Raw genomic sequence first — 25,049 nt, 5'->3', positions numbered from 1 at the left:
GGGGGGGGGTGTGTTGTCTCCGGGCGCGCGGCGGCGGCCGCGCTCGGGGGGGGGGGGGGGGGCGGCCCCCCCCCCCCCGCGCGCCCCCCCCCCCCCGCCCGGGGGGTGCGCCGCCCCCGTCCCCACGGTGCGGCGCGAACAGGTCACCGTCCAGTCATCCCGTGGACGGCGGCCTGGGTCTCAGTGGGTGTCCTGAGCCATCGGACACCCCTAGGTCAGTCCGAGTGCGGGCAGCGCGACGGCCTCCACGAAGCGGACGAGATAGTCGGCGTCGGCGTACTCGCCGGTGAGCACGGGCCGTACCCGCAGGACGCCGAACATCATGGCGGGCACGTAGTCCAGCGCGGGATGCCCCTCGGACACCTCGCCGCGCGCGACACCGCGGTGCAGGATCTCCTGGAGCGCGGCGATCTCGGGTTCCACGAGCGCCTCGCGCAGCGCCTGCGCCAGTTCCTCGTCCGAGTGCACCGCGTGCCCCAGCGCCGCGAGCAGCTTGGTGTCCTTGCGTGACCAGTCGCCCGCGGTCCGTGCCACCTCGCGCAGGTCCTCGGCGAGGGACCCGGTGTCGATGCCGACGAAGCGCACCTCGCGGTTGGCCCGCAGCGCGGCCGCGACGAACTGCGGCTTGGTCTTCCACTGCCGGTAGAGCGTGGACTTGCTGCAGCGGGTGCTGGCGGCGATCCCCTCCATGGAGACGGAGTCGTAGCCGCACTCGCGGATCTGTTCGAGCACGGCGTCGAAGAACTCCCGCTCACGCTCCGGCGTGATCTTGGAGCGGCGCGAGGCGGCGACCATGTCCGGTCCGTCCGCGGCCTGCGACGTCATGTGCCCTGCTCCTCACTCGTTCATCACGTTCGGATCACTTCCGCCCCGCCCTCCGTTCGGCCGGCGCGGAAACCTACAACCAGTGTGGCCTACGTCTATCGATACGCCACTGTACCGGTACTCGACCGTATCGGTACAGTGGCGTATCGGTACGCTTTCGTATCGAAGAGTTCGGGCCACCGCCCGGGACTCGGCACAGCACCACCGTCAGTGAGGGGGCCTGGGATGAGATCCCAGTCCGAGCCTGCTTCAGCGGAGCCGGGCGCGATAGCCCGGCCGCCGCTCGTCCGTGAGCTCCTGCTCGTCGCAGGGCTCTTCCTCGTCTACAAATTCGGGCGCCAACTGGCCACCGGCCATACCGCCGAGGCGCTGCACAACGCCCACCGGATCTGGGACCTGGAACGGACGCTGCACCTGCCCTCGGAGGTCGACGTGCAGTCCGCACTGCTGCACGGCGACACCCTCGTCCACCTGGCCAACACCTACTACGCGACGGTTCATTTCCCGGCGACGCTCGCCTTCCTGGTCTGGCTCTACCTGCGGCGGCCCGCGCACTACGTCTGGGCCCGCCGGGTCCTCGCCGTGGTGACCTCGGCCGCCCTGGTGCTGCCGTTCACGTTCCCGCTGGCGCCGCCCCGGATGCTGGCCGCGTCCGGCCTCGTCGACACCGCCCGGGTCTACGGCCCCTCCGTCTACGGCCCGCCCTCCAGCGACCACCTCTCCAACCAGTTCGCGGCGATGCCCTCGCTGCACTTCGGCTGGGCCCTGATGGTGGCGATCGGCCTGATCGTCGCCACCCGGTCCCGATGGCGATGGCTGTGGCTGCTGCACCCGGCGATCACCCTCCTCGTGATCATCGGCACCGCGAACCACTACTGGCTGGACGCGATCGTCGCCACCGCGATGCTCGGCGCCGCCCTCGCCCTGATCCACCCGCCCTACCGCACGACCAGCACGGCCGGGCGCGGCACCCGGCACCTCGTCGCCGAGGAGCCCGCACTGGTGGGGGCGAGCCGATGAACGCCGCAGCCCTGATCGCCGTCGCCCTCTCCCTGGTCTCGGCCGTCGCCTACGCGGCCGCCGCCGTCGCCCAGGAGCGCCTCGCCTCGAAGACCCCCGGCGCGGGCCTGCTGCGCCTGCTCGGCTCCGGCTCCTGGTGGGCGGCGGTGGGCCTGAACGCCGGCGCCGCACTCCTGCACGTCGTCGCCCTGAAGTACGGCCCGCTCACCCTTGTCCAGCCGCTGGGCGCGCTCACCCTCGTCGCGGCCGTGCCGATGGGGGCACGGGCGGCCGGCCGCCGGGTCACCGCGACGGAGTGGCGGGGCACCGCCCTGACCCTGCTCGGCCTCGGCGCCCTCCTGGTCACGGCCTCCGGCCCCGCACCCCACCAGGTGCTGAGCCTCACCGAGGCAGTGACGGTGGCCGGTACGACGGCCGCCCTGATCGGCGTCCTGTCCCGCCCCGGCGCCCGCCCGGGCCTGCGCCACGCGACCGCGTCCGGGTTCGCCTCGGGCGTCGCCTCGGCCCTCACCCAGACGGTGACGGTGGCGGCGACGGACCGCTCCGGCCCGGTGCTCAGCGCCAAGGTGATCGTGGTGGCCCTGCTGGTCGCCGCGTTCGCGGTCGGGGGCCTGCTGCTCTCCCAGACGGCCTACCGCGGCGGCCTCGGCGCCCCGCTGGCCATGGTCACCCTCTCCAACCCACTGGCGGCGGCGATCATCGGCCTGACCCTGCTGGGGCAGGGACTCCAGGGCGGAGTCTGGGGCATCCTGCTCGCCCTGACAGGCGCGGGCCTGGCCTCATGGGGCGTGGTCCTGCTCACCCGGGTGACACCGCCGACCCCGGTCGTCGAACTGGACGACGACGAACACCCGGTGGCAGCAGTCCTGGCCCTGGACCCGACCCTGCTCCCCCGCCAGAAGACGGAACCCGGCCAGCTGACCTCCCTCTGAGCACCCCGCCTGCCAACCGCCCCGCCCCCTGAGCGCCCCAAAGGGGCGCGGGGCTGTATTGACTGTGCGGCTGCCGCCGCGTGGGCGCGACCAGCCACGAACAACCCGCAGCCGCCCCACAACAGTCCCCCACGCCCCTTAGGCGCACTCTCACACCGTGATGATCGCCGGGTCGCTGACCCCGGGCTCCCCGTTCTCCACATGCCCGGCGAACCGCCGCACATAGCTCGCGTCGGCCTCGGACGTCACCGTCAGGTCGTACCACCGCTCACTGTGGTTGAGGTGCGCGATATGCGTCACGGTGGCCCCGGCCCGCACCGTGAACGTCCGCGCCCGCCCCCCGTACCCGTCGGAGACCTTCAGCTTCACCGTCCCGCTGCCCTTGTTGGCGAAGGTCAGCTCGATGTCGTCGCCGTGCGGCCGCGCCGTGACCTCGGGTCCGGCCACCTTGCCGCGCCCCTGGAAGGTGCGCAGGAAGCCGTTGGGCCCGTGCACCGTCAGGTCGTACGAGCCGCCCGAGTACACCGAGTTCCAGGTGTCGGAGACGGACTTGCCGGCCTCGGTGGTGTAGCTCCAGGGGCCGTCGGCGCGGTTGTTGGAGGTGACCAGGAAGGCGGCCCCGGCGTGCGCGCCCGACGCGAAGCCGAGCGTGAACGTGCCGGCCGCCGCGTTCAGCGAACCGTCCACCACCGGGGCGTACCTGAGCGGCCGGGTGGGCCGCGAGCCGCGCTCCTGCCTGGGCAGCGCCGGGTTGGCGGGCGGGGTGGGCACGTAGTCGGGGTGGCGGTTCTTGTCCGGCGGCTGGTAGCCGTCCGTGGACGGCAGCGCGACCGGCTTGGTGTCCTTGCGGGAGAAGTCGAACGCCGAGGTCAGGTCGCCGCTGACGGCGCGCCGCCAGGGCGAGATGTTCGGCTCGTGGACACCGAAGCGGGCCTCCATGAACCGGATGATCGAGGTGTGGTCGAGCGTCTCGGAGCAGACGTACCCGCCCTTGCTCCACGGGGAGACGACCAGCATCGGGACGCGCTGGCCGAGGCCGTAGACGCCGGCGGCGTGGGTCGCGTCGCCCTTGAAGAGGTCCAGGGCCGGGTCGACCGTGGACTTGCCCTGGGCGGCGGAGGACGGCGGGAACGGCGGGATCAGATGGTCGAAGAAGCCGTCGTTCTCGTCGTAGGTGACGAACACGGCCGTCTTCGCCCACACCTTGGGGTCGGCGGTGAGCGCGTCCAGGACCTGGGAGACGTACCAGGCGCCGTAGTTCGCGGGCCAGTTGGGGTGCTCGGTGAAGGCCTCGGGGGCGACGACCCAGGAGATCTGCGGCAGCTTGCCGGCCTTGACGTCGGCCTTCAGCTGGTCGAAGAAGCCTTCGCCCTTGGTCGCGTCGGTGCCGGTGCGGGCCTTGTCGTACAGCGGGTCGCCGGGCTGGGCGTTCTGGTACTGCTTGAAGTAGAGCAGCGAGTTGTCGCCGTAGTTGCCGCGGTAGGCGTCCTGGATCCAGCCCCAGCCGCCGGCCGCGTCCAGGCCGTCGCCGACGTCCTGGTAGATCTTCCAGGAGACGCCCGCCTTCTCCAGGCGCTCCGGGTACGTCGTCCAGCTGTAGCCGACCTCGTCGTTGCCGAGGACCGGGCCGCCGCCCTGGCCGTCGTTGCCGACGTAACCGGTCCACATGTAGTAGCGGTTCGGGTCGGTCGAGCCCAGGAACGAGCAGTGGTAGGCGTCGCAGAGGGTGAAGGTGTCGGCGAGCGCGTAGTGGAACGGTATGTCGTCGCGGGTCAGGTACGCCATGGTCGTGGTGCCCTTGGCCGGCACCCACTTGTCGTACTTGCCGCCGTTGAAGGCGTTGTGGGTGTCGCTCCAGCTGTGCGGGAGGTCCTGGAGGAAGGCGAGACCGAGGTCGTCGGCGTCCGGGTGGAAGGGCAGGATGTCCTTCGTGCCGTCCGACTGCTTCCACACGGACTTGTTGTTCTGGGTGACCGGACGCGGGTCGCCGAAGCCGCGGACGCCTCTGAGGGTGCCGAAGTAGTGGTCGAACGAACGGTTCTCCTGCATCAGGACGACGATGTGCTCGACGTCCTCGATCGACCCGGTGCGGTGGTTCGCGGGCAGCGCGGCGGCGCGCTGGATGCTGCTGGACAGTGCGGTGAACGCCGTTGTGGCGCCAGCGAGTTGGAGGAATCGGCGCCGGTTTACTTCGGTCATGGGTGAACGACCTCTCATCCTGACGCACGGGATGGCCGGAACAGGGCGGACTGTGCGCGGGTGCGAGTGTTCCAAGGGCAGCGAACGTCAGGGAAGGGTCCGGTGGCGCGGATGTGAATCTCGGCGGTACGTGAGGTAGGTAGTCGGTAAGGAGACAGCGCCGGCCGCGGCGAGGGAACGGTGACCGCGGCCGGCGCCGGGCCTCAGCTGATGAAGGAGCCGGCGGCGCAGGCGCTCTCCGTCACCCACTGGTGGGACAGGATGTTGTCGTTCATGGTGTGACCGTCGGTGAAGTGGTCCCGGGTGAGGTCGTCCACGTAGAGCTCGCCCGGCTTCAGGCAGCCGTAGCCGCCCGAGTAGTTGGCGTAGTAGTAGAAGGCCACGACGTCCTTGCCGCCGACGTAGCCGCTGTTCATCACGGAGGAGGCGACGTTGCCGGCGCCCTGGAAACCGCCTGAGCTGTCGGCCCAGTTGGCGTCGTTGCCCGCGGCGACGCCGAGCAGGCCGCCCGCGCAGTCCCAGTCCTTCCAGGCCCGCACGTTGCCGTCGCGGCCCGGCCACGCCGCGTTGCAGCCGGCGGAGGCATGGGCGGTCACCGGCACGGCGAAGCCGACGGCCGCGAGGGCCAGCGTGGTGAGGGCGAGGGTCATTTTGCGCATGATGAATCCCGTTCTGCCTCGTCGGAGGCGGTCGGTGTGGGAGAAGGCCGCGGCGGGCGCCGCGGAGTCATGAGGTCTCGGCAGGTGTCAGGTGCGGGCGGGCACGATCCGCTCGGCGCGCTCCAGCGCCCTGAGGCGCACCTGCCGGTAGGCGTCCAGCCCGGCGCCGTACTCGCCGTCCAGCTGGGCCAGATAGTGGGCCTCACGTTCCTGGCCCACGGACTTGAGGGAGACCTCGCCGGCGCAGGTGGCGTCGGCGACCGCGATCCGGGTCTCGGCGGCGAAGCTCCTGGCCTCCTCGGCCCGGGTCTGGACCGCGGGGTGCTCCCGGGTGGCCTGCCGGGCCGCGTCCGGGTCCCGGAAGGGGTGGCCGGCCCGCTTCATGCAGCCGGACCACGCGTGCACGGCGGCGGTGAACCGCCGGTCGTGCAGCAGCTTGCCGACGTAGAGCGGGCGCAGGTTGCTCGCCGTGGTGTCGAGCCGGAACCAGGTCTGCGGATCGCCGTACAGCTGCCGCTCCGCCGCGCCGTCGCAGCCGCCGGTCTGCTTGCTGACCTTGCCCCCGCCCGGGACGTCGGTGCGCAGCAGTTCGGCCTGCCGGCCGCCGTCGAGAGCGGCGTCGTACGCGGCCCTGCGGGTGGTGCCAAGGCCCTTGCGGTAGGCGCTGTTGGGGTTGCGCAGCCGGGCGCGGTCCTCCTTCGCCGTGATCCGGCTGCCGTATCCGTAGGTACGGGCCCAGCGCACGTCGTCCTGGACGTAGCCGAGCGGCCTGCTCTCGGCCAGGCTCAGCGGGCGGTCCGTCCAGTAGCGGAACCCGTGGCGGGCCATGCACCGGGCGACCAGGCGCTGTTCGGCGTCCGAGACCCGCAGGTCCTCCGCGTAGGTGAGGTCGCGGACCCGGTGCGCGGCGGTGGGGACCTGGCCGTCGCCGGACGCCCGGGAGCAGCCGGTGAGGGCGAGCGCGGCCACGGCGGCGACGGCGCTCAGCCGCGCGGCACTTCGGCGGAAGGCGGTGCGCTTCATCGGACGGCTCCCTGGGCGTACGGCGAACGGCTCGGTGCTTTCGGGCCGTTGACGCCGCCGGCGGGGCGTTCGTATGACATGCGGTCGCGAGGAATTTCCGGCGCCATGGATTCGCCGCGGATCTCGCGGCGGATCTCGCGGCGGATCTCGCGGCGGATCCGGGTGCGCGGTCATACGAGGACCGGCCGGCACCCGTCCCCCGCACAGGGGCTGCTATGGCCACCCACAGAAACCAGCCAACTGCGCCAGGAGGGAGAAGGGCTCCCGCAGCGCCCACGGGCCCGGTCCGCGTTCGGAATACCGGGTGTCCCGGCGGTTGTGTCCGGCCGGTCGGACAGAACGGTTCCGGACACGACGGCCCGGGTTTCGGCCTGCCCTGACGGTGGCCGCCGATATCGTTGTCGGCATCCGCGGGGCGGCGATCGGGGACCGATGTTCGAAGTACGTCTGCTCGGCCCGGTGGAGGTCTGGGAGGGCGGCAGGCGGGCCCCGCTCGGCGGCTCGCGGCCGCTGGCCGTCCTCGCCGCGCTCGTCGTCCACCTGGGCGAGGTCATCTCCACCGAACGCCTGGTGGACTTCGTCTGGGACGAGGAGGCGCCGGCCACCGCGGGCGCCCTGGTCGCCACCCACGTCTCCGCCGTACGCCGGGCCCTGGCCCGGGTCGGCACCGCCGAGGTGATCCGCACCCGGCCCCCGGGCTATGTCGCCGACCTCGCCCCGGACCGGGTCGACGCCCGCCGCTTCGAGGAACTCCTCGCGGCCGGGCGGTCCCTGGGGCGCACGGAGGAGGCCGCCGACGTGCTGGCCGAGGCGCTGGGGCTGTGGCGGGGCCGGGAGGCGCTGGAGGGGCTCGGCCAGTCGTTCGCCCGGATCGAGGCGGCCCGGCTCGCGGAGCTGCGTCTGGTGGCCCTGGAGGAGTCCTTCGGGCTGGCCCTGGACCTGGACCGGGCGGACGGCACCATCGCGCCGCTGCTCGCCCATGTGGCCGCGCATCCGCTGCGGGAGCGGCCGCGCGGCCAGCTGATGACGGCCCTGTTCCGCACCGGCCGGGTCTCCGACGCCCTGCGCGTCTATCAGGAGGGCCGCTCGGCGCTCCGCGAGGAGCTGGGCATCGACCCGGGGCCGGAGCTGCGGGCCGTGCACCAGGCCGTCCTCGCCCAGGACACCGGCGTGCTGGGCACCGGTCGGCCCGCCCGGCCGGTCCCGGCTCCCCGGAGCGCTCGGCCGCGCCCCGCGCCCTCCCATCTCCCGCCCGACATCGCCGACTTCGTGGGCCGCGCGGATCAGGTCAAGTGGGCGACCGAGCTGGTGCGGGGCGTAGAGGACGCCGGCCGGACGGCGCCGCCGATCGGGGTGATCTCCGGGCGCTCCGGCATCGGCAAGACGGCCCTCGCCGTGCATGTCGGCCACCGCACCGCCGACCTCTTCCCGGACGGCCGGCTCTTCGTGGACCTGCGGGCCGCCGACACCACCCCGCTGGAACCCGCCGACGCGCTGGCCCGGCTGCTGCGGGCGATGGGCGTCGACCCGGACACGCTGCCCTCCGGCCTGGCGGAGCTGACCGGCCTGTACCGCACCCACATCGGGCACCGCCGGACCCTGATCGTCCTGGACAACGCGGCCGGTGAGGCACATCTGCGGCCCCTGCTCCCGCCGGGCCCCGGCTCGGCGGTGCTGATCACCAGCCGCCGCCGGCTGGTGGCCCTGGAGGGCGCCGCGCATCTGGACCTCGCCGTCCCGGACGAGGCCGAGGCCCTCGACCTGCTGCGCCGGGTGGCCGGTGCGGGGCGGACCGGGGCGGAGCCGGAGCGGGCCGCCGAGATCGTCGCCCTGTGCGGGCGGCTGCCGCTCGCGGTGCGCATCGCCGGCGCCCGGCTCGCCGCCCGCCCGCACTGGGCGCCCGGCCGGCTCGCCGGACGGCTGCGCGACGAGCGCCGCCGGCTCAACGAACTCAGCGCCGGGGACCTGGAGTTGCGCACCAGCCTGGAACTCGGCTACGCCGACCTCGATCCGCAGGAACGCGCGGCCCTGCGCCGCCTGGCCCTGCTGGACCTCCCCGACTTCGCCGCCTGGATCGCCGCCCCGCTGCTCGACATAGGGACGGAGGAGGCCGAGGAGGCCGTCGAGCGGCTGGTGGACTGCCACTTCATCGACGTGATCGGCGTGGACGGCACCGGCCTCGCCCGCTACCGCATCCACGACCTGGCCCGTGAACACGCCCGCGAGCGCTGCCTGTCCGAGGAGAGCGCCGAGGACCGCACGGCCGCCGTTCAGCGGCTGGCCGCGAGCTGGCTGGACCTCGCCCGGAAGGCCGCCGCCCGGGGCCCCGGCGGTGCCACCCGCCATTTCCCCGAACCGGCCGCCGTCCGGCCGCTCGATCCGGAGACCGAGGAGGCGCTGCTCGCCCGGCCCGCGGCCTGGTTCGCCGCCGAGCAGGCCGGACTGCTGGCCGCCGTGACGCACTGCGCCGACCACGGCATGGCACGCACCGCCCGCGATCTCGCCGGGGCGCTGATCGCGAGTTCGGCCGCCCTGTACAACCAGTTCGACGCCTGGTCCCGGGCACACACGGCGGCCATGGCCGCGGTACGGCGGAGCGGGGACGTGGAGGGCGAGGCCTGGCTGCTCGCCGGGCTCGGCCAACTCCGTTACGAACAGGATCGCTTCGAGGACTCGTACGCCTACTTCGCGGACGCGCTGCGGCTGTTCGGGGAGCAGGTGCCGGACGGGGCGGCCGTGGCGCTCGCCGGGATGGGCACCGCCCGCCGCGAACAGGCCCGCTACGCCGAGGCGCTGGAGCTGCTGGAGGCCGCCCTTGAGCGGTACGGCGAGACGGGCGACGCCGGCGCCCGGGCGGGGGTGCTGTACGGCATCGGCTACGTGCACCTGGAGCAGGGGCGCGGCCCGGCGGCCCGCGAGGCGCTGTCCGGGGCCCTCGCGCTGTACCGGGCCGCGGCCGACCTGCACGGCGAGGGGCTCACGCTGCGCTCGCTGGCCCTGTGCGACCGGGCCGAGGGACGGTACGCCGACGCCGAACGGCTGCTCCACGACGCGCTGCGGCTCTTCACCGGCCTGCAGGACACCTTCGGCGTGATGTACACCGAACAGGCCCTGGCCAAGGTGGAGTTGCGCACCGGCCGACCGGAGGAGGCGGGACGCCGGCTGGCCCGCTGCCTGGCGGTGGCCCGGGAGCGCCAGGACCGGTTCGGCGAGGCGCTGGTGCTGCGCACACTCGGGGAGCTGCGGCTGGCGGCCGGAGACACCGGCGCGGCACGGGAGCCGCTGGAGCGGGCGGCGGTGCTCTGGGCGGAGTTGGGGCTGCCGCTGTGGCGGGCCCGCACGGTGCGGGACCTGGCCGTGGTGTGGTCGGCGGCCGGCGAGGCGGAACGGGCGCGTGCCGCGCGGGCGGAGGCGCTGGAGGTGTTCCGGTCGCTGGGCGGACGGGAGGCACGGGAGCGGGCGGACGACGAGGTGCCGTAGCAGGGTCCCGGCCGCGCTGAGCCGCGCGGAGCCAAATCGCGCCTGCAGAACACCTGGTGACGGGCTTGCAGAGAAGCTGCAGGGCAATTGCAGGGGGTCCGGGCAGGCTGTTCTGCGTGACGGACATCATCACGCTCTCCGACTCCCGGGTCGCCGAGGTCACCGAGCAGGAGTGCGGTGAACCGCTGGTCGACCTGCGGGAGACACCCGGCCTGCGGATCGACCTCCGGCAGGCCGACGCCGACGGCAGCTACGCGCACCTGCGCCTCGGGGCGCTGCGCCGGCTGCTCCAGGCGCAGTCGCTGCTGCCCGCCGGGGTCCGGTTCCTGGTGGTCGAGGGGTACCGGCCGCCCGGCCTGCAGCGCCGCTACTTCGAGCAGTACGCGGCGACCCTGCGCGCGGCCCACCCCGACGCCGGTCCGGACCGGATCCGCGAGCTGGCCAGCGCCTACATCTCCCCGCCGGAGGTGGCCCCGCACGTGAGCGGCGGGGCGGTGGACCTGACCCTGTGCACCGCCGACGGCACCGAGCTGCCGCTGGGCACGGAGGTCAACGCCACCCCGGAGGAGAGCGCGGGCGCCTGCCGTACCGGGGCACCGGGCATCGGCGCCGAGGCGCGGGCCAACCGGGCGCTGATGGGGCGGGCGCTGGCCACGGCCGGCTTCGTCAACTACCCCACGGAGTGGTGGCACTGGTCCTACGGAGACCGGTACTGGGCCCTGCTGAGCGGGGCGCCGGCCGCCCGCTACGGGCCCGCCGCGGCTCCTGTCCGGCCGGTCTGACCAGCGGACCGGACACCTCTCCACACCATCGACGACCCTCGGGGGGACGACCATGGAAACCCATGGCGGCACATGTACGCAGGACCCGCGCGACGACGCGGACGACGTCTTCGAGCCCATGAGCCCGGGAGAGTTCGACGCCGGCTTCACCGCCGACATGCCCAGACTGCGCAGACGGCTGCTCGCCCTGACCGGCAACCCGCACGACGCCGACGACCTCCTCCAGGAGACGTACCTGCGGCTCTCCCGGCGGGCCCGGGCCAGGAACCTGACGCCCCAGCAGCATCCGTACGCCTACACCTGCGCGGTCGCACTGAACCTGCTGCGCGACTCCTGGCTGCACCCCTCCCGCCGGGAGCGCACCACCGACCGGCTGCCCGAGGCCGGCTGGGACGGCGGACTCGGCACGTACGAGGCCTCGGCCACCGCCCTCGCGCTGCTGAGCGTGCTCTCGCCGAAGGAGGCGGCCGCGGTGATCCTCGTCGACCTGGAGGGGCTCAGCCACGACACGGCCGGGGAACGGCTCGGCGCCCATCGCGGCACGGTCCAGCGCAACCGGATGCGGGCGCTGGCCAAGATGCGCGCGGCGCTGGCCGGTTGAGTTCCGGGTGCCGCGCCCCGACGGGGGTGGGGCGCGGCACCCGGTCAGTCACCCGGACCCCCGCACACGGCTCCACGTCGACGAAGGATGTACACCTTGAGACTCTCGGAACTCACCACGCCGGGCCGGGCGACCGCCGCGGCGGCGGCCGTCGCGCTGATCGCCTTCCTGCCCGCCACCGCACACGCTGCCGCACCGCGCGCCGCCCAGGACACGACCTGCGGGGTGCTGGCCTCCGGCGCCTCGGCCACCGCGCAGGCCGCCGTGAACGCCGCCTGCTCGCAGATCGGCGTCTGGTACAGCTGGGGCGGCGGCCACGGCGCCACGCCCGGTGCGACGTACGGCTACTACGACGGCTCCGACCCGGACAGCCTGCACGACAACGAGCGCATGGGCTTCGACTGTTCGGGCCTGATGCGGTACGCGTACTACCGGGCGACCGGCAGCGACCTGCTCAACGGCACCGCCGACGACCAGTACCACAGCCCGCACGCCTCGGCCCGCTTCTCGGCGAGCCAGGGCACGGCTCCGCTGGTCCCCGGTGACCTGATGTTCTGGGGCAGCGGCTACATCCACCACGTCGCCATGTACCTGGGCGCCGGGCAGATGGTCGAGGCGTACGAGTCGGGCACCCACATCCGGGTGACCCCGGTCCGTACGGGCGGCGACTACGCGGGCGCGATCCGCATCAACCCGTCCGGCACGCCGGTGCCGCCGCCGGCGAACGGCGGTTCGACCTTCGAGACGTGGGGCACGGGGGTGCACACGCACTCGACGCCGAGTGTGCACGCCTCGGTCGTCGACACCTTCGCCGGTCCCACGCAGGTCTCGGTCCAGTGCCAGGAGCACGCGGAGGAGGTGACCGCCGAGGGCTACACCAACGACATCTGGGCCAAGCTGGCGGACGGCTCCTGGATGACCAACATCTACATCAAGGGCCCGGCCGAACTGCCCGGCATCCCGGACTGCGGGGGCGACAACCCGCCGCCGCCGAGCGGGGGCAGCACGGCGTTCCAGACCTGGGGCACGGGGGTGCGCACGCACAGCGAGCCGAACGTGAACGCCGGTGTCGTGGACTACTTCCCGCAGCCGACGACGGTCAACGTGGTCTGCCAGGCACACGCCCAGACGGTCACCGCCGAGGGCTACACCAACGACGCCTGGTCCAAACTGACCAACGGCGCGTGGATGACGAACATCTACATCAAGGGGCGGGGGGGGGGGGGGGGGGGGCCCCCCTGCTTCTGCGGGCCGGGGGGGGGGCCCCCTGTGTGGGGGGGGGCCCCGCCCGCTCACCTATTCACTTTCTTGAGTACGACGGCCCGCACGTTGCTCGAGTCTGCGCAGCGCCAGGTCGCCCCACCGGAGGTTCTCGCGCTCGAAGGACATCCCGCGCAGCAGGGTGAGGTACGGGCCGATGCGCTCCGCCTCGGCGAAGTACGCCTCCTCCGAGCGGCCGGCGAGCAGGCGCTGCCGGATCCTTTCGTAGCGGGCCAGTTTGGCGGTCGCCCACTCCATGCGCTCGGCGACGAAGGCACGGACCGCGTCGAGGTCGCCGGCGTCCGCGCACTGCACCTTGACCAGCAGTTCGTCGCGGACCACGGAAGGCCGGGCCGGGGGCTCGGCGGTGTACGCGCGGACCGCGTCGCGGCCTGCCGGGGTGAGCGAGAACAGCCGTTTGTTGGGGCGGCGCTCCTGCTCCACGACCCGGGCGGTGACCAGCCCCTCGGCCGCCATGCGCTCCAGCTCGCGGTAGAGCTGCTGGGGCGTGGCCGTCCAGAAGTTGGCGACCGTCGCGTCGAACCCCTTGGCGAGGTCGTATCCGGAGGCCTCGCCCTCCAGGAGGGCGGCCATCACCGCGTTCCGCAGAGCCATGGGGGCACGCTAGCATGCACCTACTCAACTTTTTGAATAGGTGAGGTGGACCCCATGCACCCCGTGACCCCTGTGCACCCCTTCCGCGAGGCCGTCGAGAAGGGCGACATGGACGCCGTGGCCGCCCTGCTGGCCGACGACGTCGTCTTCACCAGCCCGGTCGCCTTCAAGCCGTACCCGGGCAAGGCGATCACGGCCGCGATCCTGCGGGCGGTGTCGCAGGTGTTCGAGGACTTCGCCTACGTACGGGAGATCGCGAACCCGGACGGCCGCGACCACGCCTTCGTGTTCACGGCGACGGTCGCCGGCAAGCGGCTCCAGGGCTGCGACTTCCTGCACTTCGACGAGGACGGGAAGATCGACGAGTTCACGGTGATGGTGCGCCCGCTGTCGGCCGCGCAGGCGCTGTCCGAGGCGATGGGCGCCCGGTTCGAGCAGATCGCCCAGGAGGCCGCCGCCCGGTGACCCCGGCAGGAGCCGCGCGAGCAGCGGCTCCGGCTCCCGTGTCGCCCGATCGAGGGACTGGTGGGACCGGTGCGGCGGCCACGAGACTTGGATCATGACCGCTTCCTCCGACCGGCCGCAGCCGGCGCTCGCCTGGGACACCCCCGCGGCGGCGGCCGCCTACCGCGACCGCGACATGCGGCTGGCCCGGCAGCTGATCTTCCCCGCGGTCCTGGACCGGGTCGGCACTCCCCCGTACCCCGGCGCGACCGCCCTCGACATCGGCTGCGGCACCGGCGCGCTGACCGTGGAACTCGCCGACGCCGGCGGCTGGCCGGTGCAGGGCGTCGACCCCTCGGTGCACATACTGGACATCGCCCGCACCGACCGCCCCCACCCGCGCGTCGACTACCGCCTCTTCGACGGCCGTTCGCTGGCCTGGATCCCGGACGGCAGCATCGACGCGGCCGTCTGCTGCCTGGTCTACTGCACCGACCCCGACGACCTGCGGCTGGCCGCGCTGACCGCCGAGATCCACCGGGTGCTCCGGCCCGGCGCCCCCTATGTCCTCGCCGACCTCAACCCAGGTGCGGTGGGGGAACAGTTCGCCACACTGCGGTACGGCGAACCGGGCGTGTCCTACGCGGAGGGGGCGCCCGTGCCCACCGAGCTGCGCCGGCTCGACGGCGGCATGGTCACGACGGTCTGCCACTACCGCTCCCTTGCCGCCTACACCGCCCTGCTCACCGGGGCCGGTTTCGCCGCGCCCGCCGTCGACACCCCCGCCGTGACCGGGCCCGACCGGACGGCCGGTTCCGGCCGGGCACCGTACATGGTGCTCAGCACCGAACGTCCCGGGTCCGGCCGGTGAGGGCGTCCCGCAGGCCGGCGCGGGAGGGGACGCCGAGTTCACCTGTCCGAGCGTCTTCCGGGCGTGCCACGAACGGGAGACACCCGCTGAGGGGTATGCCGTTGCGAGCAAGGTGACCTTGGGATACGCGAGGAGATCAGCTATGTACGCAGTGGTTCGGCGGTACGAAGGGGTGACGGATCCCGCCGAGGCGGGACGCCGGGTGGACGAGGGATTCGTGCCTCTTCTCCGCCAGGTCCCCGGCTTCGTGGCCTACTACTGGATCGACGCCGGGGGTGGAGTGATGGTCTCCACCAGCATCTACGACGACCAGGCCGGGGCCGACGAGTCGGTCAGGAGGGCGGCGGACTTCGTACGGGACAACCTCGCGTCGCTGCTTCCCAACCCTCCTCAGGTCACGGCCGGCCAGGTCGTGGCCGCCGGGTAGCGAACTCCGCGGCGGGGAGCGGGGTCGAGCGTGGTCCTGGGTCGCCGGCAGGAGCGCGCCCGTCCGGTCCCCGCGTCATCCCTTGCCCCCGCTGAAGTTCCGCCACTGGGGCCCGATCCGCCGCCATTCCGCGTCCCATTCGGCGAGGCGGCGGCGCATCAGCCGACGGAGGACCAGTCGGCCGCCGCCCCACACCGCGGTGGCGACGAGCGGGCTCACGAGGGCGGCGGTCGCCAGGGATTCGTAGGCGACCTCGGCCCGGCTCGCCGGCGGGCCGACCGGCCGCTCCCCGCGGTTCACCCAGATCTGCACCCGGCTGCCCGCCTTGGCCGTGGGCAGCGCCTCGGCCAGGCCGGTCCGGGTGGCGCCGTCCGCGGTGGTCCAGCGCACGCTCACCCACGACTTCCCCACGTCGTAGCCGGTGAGGACGGGTGAGCCGGCCGCCGCGTCCTCGGTCAGCCGGGCCGACACCGGGTGGACGGCGGCGCGTCGATCGTCGAGGCTTCGGTGCACGGCCGCGCCGGCCGCCCCTCCGGCGAACAGCCCGCCGAGGAGGGCCACGGTCCAGACGGCGAGCACGATCCAGGCCTCCACGACGTCGCTGTGGCGTCGCAGCGGATTGTGCCGCCAGCGCCAGAGGGGTCTCCTGGTCACGCGAACGCTGCGCGTCCTGCTCATGGTCCGGCGCCTCCTTCCGGGATCCGGCACGTACGGCCGCGGGCGGCCCGGCTCAGGCCGGCGGGGCGTGTTCCGGGCCGGGAAGATCGGGGTCGAGGTCCGGGCGGCGCGGCGGACCCGCGAGCGAGCAGTCCACGGCGACCACGCCGTCGACGCCCCGCACCCAGCCGGCCGCCACCGGGACCAGCGCGGTGTCCGGGACCCGGCCGGTGAGGGTGACGACGCCGTTGCGGACCCGCACCCGCACCGGTTCGGCCGAGCCGGGGAAGAGGTGCGGGACGATCTCGCGCCGGATCTCCTCGGCGATGTCCTCGTCGGCGCGCAGGAACACCTTCAGCAGGTCGGCGCGGCTCACGACCCCCCGCAACACGCCGTCCGCGTCGACCACCGGAAGCCGTTTGACGCCGTGCCGGACCATCGTGCGCGCGGCCTCGGGAAGCGTGGCCTCGGGGTGGACGGTGACGGCGGGGACGGTCATCAGCTCCCCGGCGGTGACCGCCGTCGCCCTGGTGCGGTCGGAGCCGGGCCGGCTGCCGGGGGCGTCGGCGCGGGCCTGCTCCTTGCGCAGCAGGTCGGCCTCCGAGACGACGCCGACGACCCGGCCGTCGTCGTCCAGGACGGGGGCCGCGCTCACCTGCCACCGCTGCATGGCCTTCACGATGTCCTTGAAGGGCGCGCCGTGGCGCAGGGCGAGGACGGTGTGGGTCATCACGTCGTTCACGACGTGTGGAGTGCCGGTCATGGCGACCTCCAGGGTTCGGCTGCCGTGGTCCGACACCACAAGAATCGGTCATCCGTGCCCTGCGGGCATAGGCCGAACAGTCCCGATCCCGGTCCGTCCCGGCAGCACCGTGGATTCGACGCTACGGCCTGGCCACCGGCACCCGCCACACCAGCCTCGTACCGCCGCCCCCGAAACCCGCGGACCCACCGGAATCCCCAGGGCCTCCGGGACCCGCGGGGCAGTCCCATTCCAGGCTGCCGCCGAGTTCCGCGGCCCGTTCCGCCATGTTGCGCAGCCCGCTGCGGCGGCCGTCGGGCGGGATGCCGACGCCGTCGTCCCGGACGGTGAGGACCAGTTCCCGGCCGTCGGTCGTCAGGGCGATGTCCGTGCGGTCGGCGTGGGCGTGCCGGGCGATGTTGGTCAGGGCCTCGGAGAGCACGGCGACCGCGTGATCGGCGATCTCCTTGGGCACGTCGGTGTCGATCAGCCCCTCCATGCGGACGCTCGGCGCGAACCCGAGCGTCGGGGCCGCCTCGCCGGCCACCCGCACGGCGCGGGCCCGCAGCCCGGTGCCTGCGCCGCCCTCCCGGGTCCGCAGCCCGAAGATGGTCGACCTGATGATCTTGATGGTCTCGTCCAGGTCGTCCACGGCACGCAGCACCCGCTCGGACGCCTCCGAGTGCTCGATGAAGCGCCCGGCGCTCTGCAGGGTCATCCCGGTGGCGAACAGCCGCTGGATCGCCAGGTCGTGCAGGTCCCGGGCGATCCGGTCGCGGTCCTTGAGCACCGCGATCTCCTCGGCGTCCCGGCGCCGCTCCGCCAGCTCCATGGCGATGGCGGCCTGGGCCGCGAAGACCTGGAGCGGCCCGGTCTCCTTCGCGGTGAACGGCGGCTGCCCCGCCTCCCGGGCCAGCAGCACCACACCGCGCACTCCCGCGCCGCCCGTGCCGATGGGAATCGCCACCGCCGGGCCGAGCCCGTGAAAGCGCGGCGGCTCGGGCGAGACCCGCTCGTCCTGGGTGACGTCCACGCTGGTCACCGCCGCGCCCTGGGAGAACGCCAGGCCCATCAGGGTCCGGTCCATGGCCAGCACCAGGCCCCGGTGGTCGTCGGCGTCCATGCCGACGGCGATCTCCACGGTGAGCGAGTCGGTGTCCGGCATCGGGGTCGCGACGGCGGCCAGGGCCGAGCCGGTGATCTCCCTGGCCTGCTCGGCGATCAGCCCGAGGGCCTCGGCGCTGGCGCTGCCGGACATCAGGCTGTGGCTGATCTCCGCGCTCGCCCGCAGCCAGCGCTCGCGCAGCCGTGACTCCTCGTACAGGCGGGCGTTGTCGATCGCCACGCCGGCCGCCACGGCCAGCGTCGACGTCACCGACACGTCCTCCTCGTCGAACTGGCCGCCGCCCCGTTTCTCGGTGAGGTAGAGGTTGCCGAAGACCTGGTCGCGGACGCGGATCGGGACGCCGAGGAAGGAGTTCATCGGCGGGTGGTTCGGCGGGAAGCCGTACGAGGCCGGGTGCTCGGAGAGCTTGGTCAGGCGCAGCGGCTCGGGGTGGCGGATCAGCTCGCCGAGGATTCCGTGGCCCTCCGGGTAGGGGCCGATCCGGGCGATGTCCTCCTCGGTGACGCCGACCGTGTGGAAGGCCGACAGCCGCCTGCCGTCGGGCCCGATCACGCCGAGGGCCCCGTACTCGGCGTCGACCAGCACGGCCGCCGCCTCCACGATGCTGCGCAGAGCCTGTTCAAGGTCCAGTTCCCGGCCGACCGAGAGCACCGCCTCCAGCAGGCTGTGCACACGGTCCCGGGTGCCGCGCGCGGCGTCCAGCCGGGCCTGCAGCTCGTCCAGCAGCTCGTCCAGCCTGAGCTGCGGCAGCCGCACCCGGGCCGCCTCGTGGCTCTCCACCGCACTCCTCCCGATCCTGACGACTCGTACACCGGCAGGTCCGGTCAAAGCCCACCGTAGTGGGCATCCACGGCGTCGAGCATCCGGATCGGGCAAGTCCCGGGCGCACCGGCGCGCCCTGCGGCGCCGGGTCGCCACCCCTGGCACAAGGGCCGGCCGGCCCCCGGCGGATGACCATCGGCACCCGAGCCGGCGGGAGGTTCAGGACACGGGGTCCAGGCCGTACCGGGTACGGCCGCCGGTCAGTGCGCGGCCGGTGACCAGTTCCGGCTCGATGCGGACGAAGACCTCCCGCGGGGACGGCACCCAGGACCTGGGGCCGTCCCTGACCAGCCGCTCGTGTTCGCCGGGGTCGCCGACCACGGTCGCCCGGCCGGTCACCACGACGCTCCAGCCGGCGTGCGCGACGGCGTCGACCTCGTCGGCCTCGAAGGCGACGACGGCACCGTCGACGGCCCGCACCAACTCCGAGGCCTCGGACGTGCGCAGCACCACCGCTCCGTCGCGGTCCAGGCCGAAGTTGACGGGCAGCACGGCCGGCAGCGCCCCGCGCGTGTGGACGATACGGCCGACGGGCACCCCGGCGAGCAGTCGCAGGCACTCCTGCCGGTCGAGCTCACGGAATCCGTCGTTGGCATACATCGGCCGTCCCGCCTCTCAGGTCGCTCACGTCGTGCCGCTCGGGGGCCCGGCCATCGGGGGCGTTCCCGCGGATCCAGCTTGTCCCGGCCCGGTGGGGGCCGCTTGGGCCGTCCGGCCCCAGCCGACCGCCGGACAGGCCCCGAGCAGCCGCCGGACAGGCCCCGAGCGGCCGCCGGACAGGCCTCGGGAATCCGCCGGACAGGCCTCGGGCGGCCCGAAAAAGGGCAATACGGGCCTTTCGGGCCTGTCGCCGGGGGCCGAGGGGCCGAACGGCCCTTCCGTGCGGGCCGCCGACTGGTCTTCGCTCTCTCCATGGCCGACAACCACACGGGGTCCGCGACCTACCGCACGACCCGTACCGACGGCGGCGCCACCGTCGTCACCCTGCACGGCGAACTCGACCTCCTGGCGGTTCCGGTCCTCTCCGCGGCCCTCGACAACCTGACGTCCGGTGCGGAACCCGACCTGGTGCTCGATCTGACTCCCGTGTCCTTCATCGACTGCTCCGGCCTCAGCCTCCTGTGCCGGGCCCGCAACCGGGTCCGGTACCGCATCGGCAGACTGCGGCTGGTCACACCGGACGACGGCTTCCCGCGGCTGCTGCACTGCACGGGGCTGGGCGACGCCTTCGAGCTGTATCCCGGCCTGCCCGAGGCCCTCGCCGGCAAGGACGTGCCCGGAGCGGTCGTCTGACCCTGCCGACGCGGTCACCGGCGGCCGGGCGGTCAGCCGGTCCAGGTCCAGTCGGCGACCTCGGGCAGGTCGGTGCCGTGGGCGCGGATCCAGGCCTGGTGGCGGGTGCGGACGTCGGCCATCTGCTGACGCACGCCGGCGGCGCGGACGGCGAGGCCGGGGACCCGGTCAATGACGTCCATGACCAGGCGGTAGCGGTCCAGGTCGTTGCGCACCACCATGTCGAACGGGGTGGTCGTGGTCCCCGACTCCTTGTAGCCGCGCACGTGCAGGTTCCGGTGGCCGGTGCGGCGGTAGGCGAGGCGGTGGATCAGCCAGGGGTAGCCGTGGTAGGCGAAGATCACCGGTTTGTCGGTGGTGAACAGGCCGTCGTACTCGAAGTCGGTCATGCCGTGCGGGTGTTCGTCCTTCGGGAGCAGCCGGGTCATGTCGACGACGTTGACCACCCGGACGGCCAGCTGCGGCAGGAGCCGGCGCAGCAGCTGGGCGGCGGCGAGGACCTCCTGGGTGGGCACGTCACCGGCGCAGGCGAGCACGACGTCTGGTTCGTGGGAGCCGTTCTCGCTGCCGGCCCACTCCCAGATCCCGGCGCCGCGCGCGCAGTGGACGCGGGCCTGGTCCATGGAGAGCCAGTCGAAGCAGGGCTGTTTGCCGGCCACGATCACGTTGACGTAGTCGCGGCTGCGCAGGGCGTGGTCGGCGACGGACAGGAGGGTGTTGGCGTCCGGCGGCAGGTAGACGCGGACGACCTCGGGGCTCTTGTTGAGGACGTGGTCCACGAAGCCGGGGTCCTGGTGCGAGAAGCCGTTGTGGTCCTGCCGCCACACGTGCGAGGTCAGCAGGTAGTTGAGGGAGGCGATGGGCGCCCGCCAGGGCAACTCCCGCGATGTCTTCAGCCACTTGATGTGCTGGTTGACCATCGAGTCGACGATGTGCACGAACGCCTCGTAGCAGGAGAACAGCCCGTGCCTGCCGGTCAGGAGATAGCCCTCCAGCCAGCCCTGGCAGAGGTGTTCGGAGAGGATCTCCATCACCCGGCCGTGGCGTTCGAGGTGTTCGTCCACCGGGAGCCGCTCGGCCTGCCAGGCCTTGCCGCTCACCTCGAACACCGCCTGGAGCCGGTTGGAGGCGGTCTCGTCGGGCCCGACCAGCCGGAAGTCCCGGCGCGGCCCGGTGTCCTTCATGACCCGGGCCAGGAAGTCGCCCAGGACCCGGGTGGGTTCGTGCAGTGAGGTGCCCGGCTTGTCGACGGGGACGGCGAACTCGTCGAGGTCGGCCAGGGGCAGGTCCCGGACGAGCAGGCCGCCGTTGGCGTGCGGCGACGAGCCCAGCCTCCGCGCACCGTCGGGGACGCAGGCGAGCACGTCGGCGACCGGCCGCCCGTCAGGGCCAAAGAGCTCCTCGGGCCGGTACGACCGCAGCCACGCCTCCAGCTGCCGCAGGTGCCCGGGGTTCTCGCGGACGCCGGCCAGCGGGACCTGGTGGGCCCGCCAGGTGCCCTCGACGGGTACGCCGTCCACCTCGGCCGGGCCGGTCCACCCCTTGGGCGTACGCAGCACGATCACCGGCCAGTGCCCGCGCTCGGTGACCCCTTCCTCGCGCGCCGAGCGCTGCAGCACGGCGATCCGGTCGAGTGCGGTGTCCATCGCCGCGGCCATGGCCCGGTGGACCTCGCGCGGGTCGTCGCCCGTGACGTGGACCGGCTCGTGGCCGTAGCCGCGCAACAGCGAGTCGAGTTCGGCCTCGGGCAGCCGGGACAGCACGGTCGGGTTGGCGATCTTGTAGCCGTTGAGGTGCAGGACCGGCAGGACGGCGCCGTCGTGGACCGGGTCGAGGAACTTGTCGGAGTGCCAGGAGGCGGCCAGCGGGCCGGTCTCCGCCTCGCCGTCGCCGATCACGCAGGCCACCAGCAGGTCCGGGTTGTCCAGGGCGGCGCCGTAGGCGTGTGCGAGTGAGTAGCCGAGCTCGCCGCCCTCGTGGATCGAGCCCGGCGTCTCGGGGGCCACATGGCTGGGCACCCCGCCGGGGAAGGAGAACTGCCGGAACAGCCGCCCCATCCCCGCCGCGTCCCGGGAGACGTCCGGATAAGTCTCGCTGTAGCTGCCCTCCAGCCAGGAGTTGGCCAGGACCGAGGGGCCGCCGTGTCCCGGCCCCCACACGCACAGGGCGTCCAGTCCGCGGGCCCTGATCACCCGGTTGAGGTGGGTGTACACCAGGTTGAGGCCGGGCGAGGTGCCCCAGTGGCCGAGCAGCCGGGGCTTGATGTGCTCGGGGCGCAGCGGCTCGGTGAGCAGCGGGTTGGACATCAGGTAGATCTGACCCGCGGCGAGGTAGTTGGCGGCACGCCAGTGCGCGTCCAGGGTGCGCAGTTCCGCATCGGACAGTACGGTGGCGTCCTGGTGTTCGACCTTGGACATCGGATGGCTCCATGGGTAGGTCATCGGGCGGCGGAGGCGGCATGGCCGGCAAGCAGGCGGCGGAGCTGCCGCGCAAGGTGTACGAGGCGGAACTGCTGCGGTTGCAGACCGAGTTGGTGAAACTGCAGGAGTGGGTGCGGGCCACGGGCGCCCGCCTAGTAGTGATCTTCGAGGGACGGGACGCGGCCGGCAAAGGCGGCACGATCAAACGGGTGACCGAGCACCTCAACCCGCGTACCGCCCGGATCGCGGCGCTGCCGAAACCCACCGAGCGTGAGCGCACCCAGTGGTACTTCCAGCGGTACGCGGAGCATCTCCCGGCGGCCGGGGAGATCGTGCTGTTCGACCGGTCCTGGTACAACCGGGCCGGTGTCGAGCGCGTGATGGGCTTCTGTACGAAGGAGGAGTACCAGCTCTTCCTGAGGCACTGCCCGATCTTCGAGCGGATGCTGGTCGAGTCCGGGATCCTGCTGCGCAAGTACTGGTTCTCGGTCAGCGACACCGAGCAGCAGGACCGGTTCCGCAAGCGTCTCGACGATCCGCTGCGGCGCTGGAAGCTCTCGCCGATGGACCTGGAGTCGATCACCCACTGGGAGGCCTACTCCCGGGCCAAGGACGAGATGCTGGTCCACACCGACGTCCCCGACACGCCCTGGTACGTCGTGGAGAGCGACGACAAGCGCCGGGCCCGGCTGAACATGATCGCCCACCTGCTGTCGACCGTCCCCTATCACGACGTACCGCCGCCGGTGCTGAAGCTCCCGAAGCGGCCGGCGTCGACCGGCTACGAGCGTCCGCCGCGGGACCTCCAGACCTACGTCCCCGACCACGCGGCGAGTCTCTGAGGCGCAGGCGGGAGCTCCGGTGCGGGGGCTCGTGCGTTGCCATGCCATGATCCCTTCGCGAGGCGTCGGGGACGGTGCGTGCGCGTCCTGACGCCGCCCACTCTGACGGGACGGGCACGGGTGCGCCGGATGCCGAAGGTCGGTGCCCGTTGGGCCGAACGGCCCCGGTTTCCGCGACCACCGGACGAAAGGCGACGCATGACCCACGGCAGAGACGGGCACCCGGGGTGGCACCGGCTCGTCCCCGGACTCGTCTCGCTGCTCGGCTACCGGCGCGCCTGGCTGAGGGGCGACCTGCTGGCCGGGGTGACGGTCGCCGCGTACCTGGTGCCGCAGGTGATGGCGTACGCCGGGGTGGCCGGACTGCCCCCGGTCGCCGGCCTGTGGGCGATCCTGCCCGCCCTTGCCCTGTACACGGTGTTCGGCTCCTCGCGGCTGCTGTCGGTGGGCCCGGAGTCGACGACCGCGCTGATGACGGCCACCGTGGTCGCCCCGCTCGCCACCGGTGACCCCGGCCGGTACGCCGCGCTGGCGGCCGCCCTCGCCGCCGCGGTCGGCCTGTTCTGCCTGATCGCGCGGGCGCTCCGGCTGGGCTTTCTGGCGGACCTGCTCTCCCGCCCCGTCCTGATCGGATACCTGGCGGGCGTGGCCCTGATCATGGTGGTGGACCAGCTGTCCAAACTCACCGGCGTACCGGCGACGGGAACCGAGTTCTTCCCCCAACTGTGGTCGTTCTTCACGCACTTGGGTGAGGCGCATCGGGCGACCGTGATCTTCGCGGCGGCGGCCCTGCTCTTCCTCTTCGTCGTCACGCGGTACTTCCCGGTGCTTCCCGGCCCGCTGCTGACCGTGGTCCTGGGCACGGCGGCCGTGGTGGCGTTCGACCTCGACGGCCGTTACGGCCTCAGGGTCATCGGCACGGTCCCGGCGGGTGTGCCAGGCCTCGCCCTGCCGGACCCGGCCGAGCTGCCGCGCCTGGTCCTGCCCGCGCTCGGCGTCCTCCTGGTGGCCTACACGGACTTCATCCTCACCGCCCGCGCGTTCGCCGGCCGGGGCCCCGACGACGGCCCCGGCCTCGACGCCGACCAGGAGTTCCTGGCCCTGGGTGCGGCGAACCTCGGGGCGAGCGTCCTGCACGGCTTCCCGGTGAGCAGCAGCGCCAGCCGCACCGCCCTGGCCACCTCGGCCGGGGCCCGCAGCCAGGCGTACTCCCTGGTCGCCGGCGCCCTGGTGCTCGCGGTCCTGCTCTTCCTCAGCCCCCTGCTCACCCGGACGCCCGCCGCGGTGCTCGGCGCCCTGGTCGTCTACGCGGCGACCCGCATGACCGACCTGGCCGGCTTCCGCCGTCTGGCCGCCTTCCGCCGCCGCGAGCTGCTCCTCGCACTCGGCTGCCTGGCCGGGGTCCTGGCCCTGGACATCCTGTACGGCGTGCTGGTCGCCGTCGGCCTGTCGGTGGCCGAACTGCTGACCCGGGTGGCGCGCCCGCACGACGCGGTCGAGGGCCTGGTGCCCGGCCTGGCCGGCATGCACGACATCGACGACTACCCCACCGCCCGGACGATCCCCGGTCTCCTGGTCTACCGCTACGACTCGCCGCTGTTCTTCGCGAACGCCGAGAACTTCCACCGCCGGGCCCTGGCCGCCGTCGACGAACAGAGCGAGCCCGTCCGCTGGTTCGTCCTCAACGCCGAGGCCAACGTGGAGGTCGACATCACCGCCCTCGACGCGGTCGACGCCCTTCGCCGCGAACTGACCGCGCGCGACGTCGTGTTCGCGCTCGCCCGGGTGAAGCAGGACCTCCTGGACAGCCTGGAGGCGTACGGCCTCGCGGACGCGGTCGGCCACGACCGCGTCTTCCCGACCCTGCCGACCGCGGTGACGGCGTACCGCGAGTGGCTGGCGGCGCAGCCGGACCGGTAGGCCCGGGCAGCGAAGGTCCCGGCAGGCAAGTGGGGCCGGTCGGCCCTAGTGCGGCCGGCGTCCGGAGGACAATGATCCTCACTGGGCGG

Annotated in this window: 21 protein-coding genes and 1 pseudogene; 12 read left to right on the top strand and 10 right to left on the bottom strand. The window is 73.2% G+C overall.

Annotation, left to right across the window (positions count from 1 at the left end):
- Positions 1 to 210 precede the first annotated feature (210 nt).
- Positions 211 to 825 (bottom strand): TetR/AcrR family transcriptional regulator, encoded by a 615-nt coding sequence (locus tag ACWGKQ_RS33420; RefSeq protein ID WP_453295757.1) that lies wholly within the window; start codon positions 823 to 825, stop codon positions 211 to 213.
- A 225-nt stretch (positions 826 to 1,050) separates the two neighbouring features.
- Between ACWGKQ_RS33420 and ACWGKQ_RS33415 the strand changes: the two genes are divergently transcribed.
- Positions 1,051 to 1,845, top strand: a complete 795-nt coding sequence (locus ACWGKQ_RS33415) for a phosphatase PAP2 family protein (RefSeq protein ID WP_453295756.1) — start codon at positions 1,051 to 1,053, stop codon at positions 1,843 to 1,845.
- Positions 1,842 to 2,777: a hypothetical protein gene (locus ACWGKQ_RS33410; protein ID WP_453295755.1), complete on the top strand. Its 936-nt coding sequence runs from the start codon at positions 1,842 to 1,844 to the stop codon at positions 2,775 to 2,777. The genes ACWGKQ_RS33415 and ACWGKQ_RS33410 overlap by 4 nt, the downstream gene beginning before the upstream one ends.
- A 150-nt stretch (positions 2,778 to 2,927) precedes the next feature.
- On the opposite strand, the gene ACWGKQ_RS33405 is transcribed toward ACWGKQ_RS33410, so the two are convergent.
- From ACWGKQ_RS33405 to ACWGKQ_RS33395, 3 genes are all read right to left on the bottom strand, one after another.
- Positions 2,928 to 4,976, bottom strand: a complete 2,049-nt coding sequence (locus ACWGKQ_RS33405) for a phosphocholine-specific phospholipase C (RefSeq protein WP_453295754.1) — start codon at positions 4,974 to 4,976, stop codon at positions 2,928 to 2,930.
- A 203-nt stretch (positions 4,977 to 5,179) separates the two neighbouring features.
- Positions 5,180 to 5,635 carry a hypothetical protein gene (locus ACWGKQ_RS33400; RefSeq protein ID WP_453295753.1) on the bottom strand — a complete coding sequence of 152 codons (456 nt, stop codon included), beginning with the start codon at positions 5,633 to 5,635 and terminating at the stop codon, positions 5,180 to 5,182.
- Positions 5,636 to 5,722: 87 nt separating this feature from the next.
- Positions 5,723 to 6,658 carry a hypothetical protein gene (locus ACWGKQ_RS33395; RefSeq protein WP_453295752.1) on the bottom strand — a complete coding sequence of 312 codons (936 nt, stop codon included), beginning with the start codon at positions 6,656 to 6,658 and terminating at the stop codon, positions 5,723 to 5,725.
- 432 nt (positions 6,659 to 7,090) lie between these two features.
- Between ACWGKQ_RS33395 and ACWGKQ_RS33390 the strand changes: the two genes are divergently transcribed.
- From ACWGKQ_RS33390 to ACWGKQ_RS33375, 4 genes and pseudogenes are all read left to right on the top strand, one after another.
- On the top strand, positions 7,091 to 10,138 hold the full coding sequence (locus ACWGKQ_RS33390; RefSeq protein ID WP_453295751.1) for a BTAD domain-containing putative transcriptional regulator: 3,048 nt from the start codon (positions 7,091 to 7,093) through the stop codon (positions 10,136 to 10,138).
- Between the two features lie 116 nt (positions 10,139 to 10,254).
- Entirely contained in the window at positions 10,255 to 10,920 is a 666-nt protein-coding gene (locus ACWGKQ_RS33385) for a M15 family metallopeptidase (RefSeq protein WP_453295750.1), read from the top strand.
- Positions 10,921 to 10,972: 52 nt separating this feature from the next.
- Positions 10,973 to 11,521 carry an RNA polymerase sigma factor gene (locus tag ACWGKQ_RS33380; RefSeq protein WP_453295749.1) on the top strand — a complete coding sequence of 183 codons (549 nt, stop codon included), beginning with the start codon at positions 10,973 to 10,975 and terminating at the stop codon, positions 11,519 to 11,521.
- An 87-nt stretch (positions 11,522 to 11,608) separates the two neighbouring features.
- Positions 11,609 to 12,733, top strand: a pseudogene (locus tag ACWGKQ_RS33375) (C40 family peptidase); the annotation flags it as partial.
- Between the two features lie 84 nt (positions 12,734 to 12,817).
- Here the strand turns inward: ACWGKQ_RS33375 and ACWGKQ_RS33370 are convergent.
- Positions 12,818 to 13,396: a PadR family transcriptional regulator gene (locus tag ACWGKQ_RS33370; RefSeq protein ID WP_453295761.1), complete on the bottom strand. Its 579-nt coding sequence runs from the start codon at positions 13,394 to 13,396 to the stop codon at positions 12,818 to 12,820.
- Positions 13,397 to 13,468: 72 nt separating this feature from the next.
- Between ACWGKQ_RS33370 and ACWGKQ_RS33365 the strand changes: the two genes are divergently transcribed.
- From ACWGKQ_RS33365 to ACWGKQ_RS33355, 3 genes are all read left to right on the top strand, one after another.
- Positions 13,469 to 13,861: a nuclear transport factor 2 family protein gene (locus ACWGKQ_RS33365; protein ID WP_453295760.1), complete on the top strand. Its 393-nt coding sequence runs from the start codon at positions 13,469 to 13,471 to the stop codon at positions 13,859 to 13,861.
- A gap of 94 nt (positions 13,862 to 13,955) precedes the next feature.
- A complete protein-coding gene (locus tag ACWGKQ_RS33360; RefSeq protein ID WP_453295748.1) occupies positions 13,956 to 14,711 on the top strand; it encodes a class I SAM-dependent methyltransferase in 756 nt (251 codons plus the stop codon).
- A 142-nt stretch (positions 14,712 to 14,853) separates the two neighbouring features.
- Complete coding sequence (locus ACWGKQ_RS33355) at positions 14,854 to 15,138, top strand: hypothetical protein (protein WP_453295747.1); 285 nt, start codon at positions 14,854 to 14,856, stop codon at positions 15,136 to 15,138.
- A 75-nt stretch (positions 15,139 to 15,213) separates the two neighbouring features.
- Here the strand turns inward: ACWGKQ_RS33355 and ACWGKQ_RS33350 are convergent, their stop codons facing one another.
- From ACWGKQ_RS33350 to ACWGKQ_RS33335, 4 genes are all read right to left on the bottom strand, one after another.
- Positions 15,214 to 15,816, bottom strand: a complete 603-nt coding sequence (locus ACWGKQ_RS33350; protein WP_453295746.1) for an Rv1733c family protein — start codon at positions 15,814 to 15,816, stop codon at positions 15,214 to 15,216.
- Positions 15,817 to 15,868: 52 nt separating this feature from the next.
- The gene (locus tag ACWGKQ_RS33345; RefSeq protein ID WP_453295745.1) at positions 15,869 to 16,558 is read right to left on the bottom strand and encodes a CBS domain-containing protein; all 690 of its coding nucleotides are present in this window, start codon (positions 16,556 to 16,558) and stop codon (positions 15,869 to 15,871) included.
- A gap of 121 nt (positions 16,559 to 16,679) precedes the next feature.
- A complete protein-coding gene (locus ACWGKQ_RS33340) occupies positions 16,680 to 18,443 on the bottom strand; it encodes a sensor histidine kinase (RefSeq protein WP_453295744.1) in 1,764 nt (587 codons plus the stop codon).
- Positions 18,444 to 18,644: 201 nt separating this feature from the next.
- Positions 18,645 to 19,085 carry a pyridoxamine 5'-phosphate oxidase family protein gene (locus ACWGKQ_RS33335; RefSeq protein WP_453295743.1) on the bottom strand — a complete coding sequence of 147 codons (441 nt, stop codon included), beginning with the start codon at positions 19,083 to 19,085 and terminating at the stop codon, positions 18,645 to 18,647.
- A 312-nt stretch (positions 19,086 to 19,397) separates the two neighbouring features.
- On the opposite strand from ACWGKQ_RS33335, the gene ACWGKQ_RS33330 reads away from it, so the two are divergent.
- Positions 19,398 to 19,778: an STAS domain-containing protein gene (locus tag ACWGKQ_RS33330; protein ID WP_453295742.1), complete on the top strand. Its 381-nt coding sequence runs from the start codon at positions 19,398 to 19,400 to the stop codon at positions 19,776 to 19,778.
- A gap of 32 nt (positions 19,779 to 19,810) precedes the next feature.
- On the opposite strand, the gene ACWGKQ_RS33325 is transcribed toward ACWGKQ_RS33330, so the two are convergent.
- Positions 19,811 to 22,195 (bottom strand): phosphoketolase family protein, encoded by a 2,385-nt coding sequence (locus tag ACWGKQ_RS33325; RefSeq protein ID WP_453295741.1) that lies wholly within the window; start codon positions 22,193 to 22,195, stop codon positions 19,811 to 19,813.
- A gap of 41 nt (positions 22,196 to 22,236) precedes the next feature.
- Between ACWGKQ_RS33325 and ppk2 the strand changes: the two genes are divergently transcribed.
- Positions 22,237 to 23,040, top strand: coding sequence for a polyphosphate kinase 2 (gene ppk2 / locus ACWGKQ_RS33320; RefSeq protein WP_453295759.1), 804 nt, complete (start codon positions 22,237 to 22,239; stop codon positions 23,038 to 23,040).
- A gap of 198 nt (positions 23,041 to 23,238) precedes the next feature.
- Complete coding sequence (locus ACWGKQ_RS33315; protein ID WP_453295740.1) at positions 23,239 to 24,960, top strand: SulP family inorganic anion transporter; 1,722 nt, start codon at positions 23,239 to 23,241, stop codon at positions 24,958 to 24,960.
- The last annotated feature ends 89 nt before the right edge of the window (positions 24,961 to 25,049 follow it).

The organism is Streptomyces sp. NPDC054770, assembly GCF_053611985.1.
The sequence above is the reverse complement of the archived record's forward strand: the minus strand, read 5'-3'. Positions and strand labels throughout refer to the sequence as shown.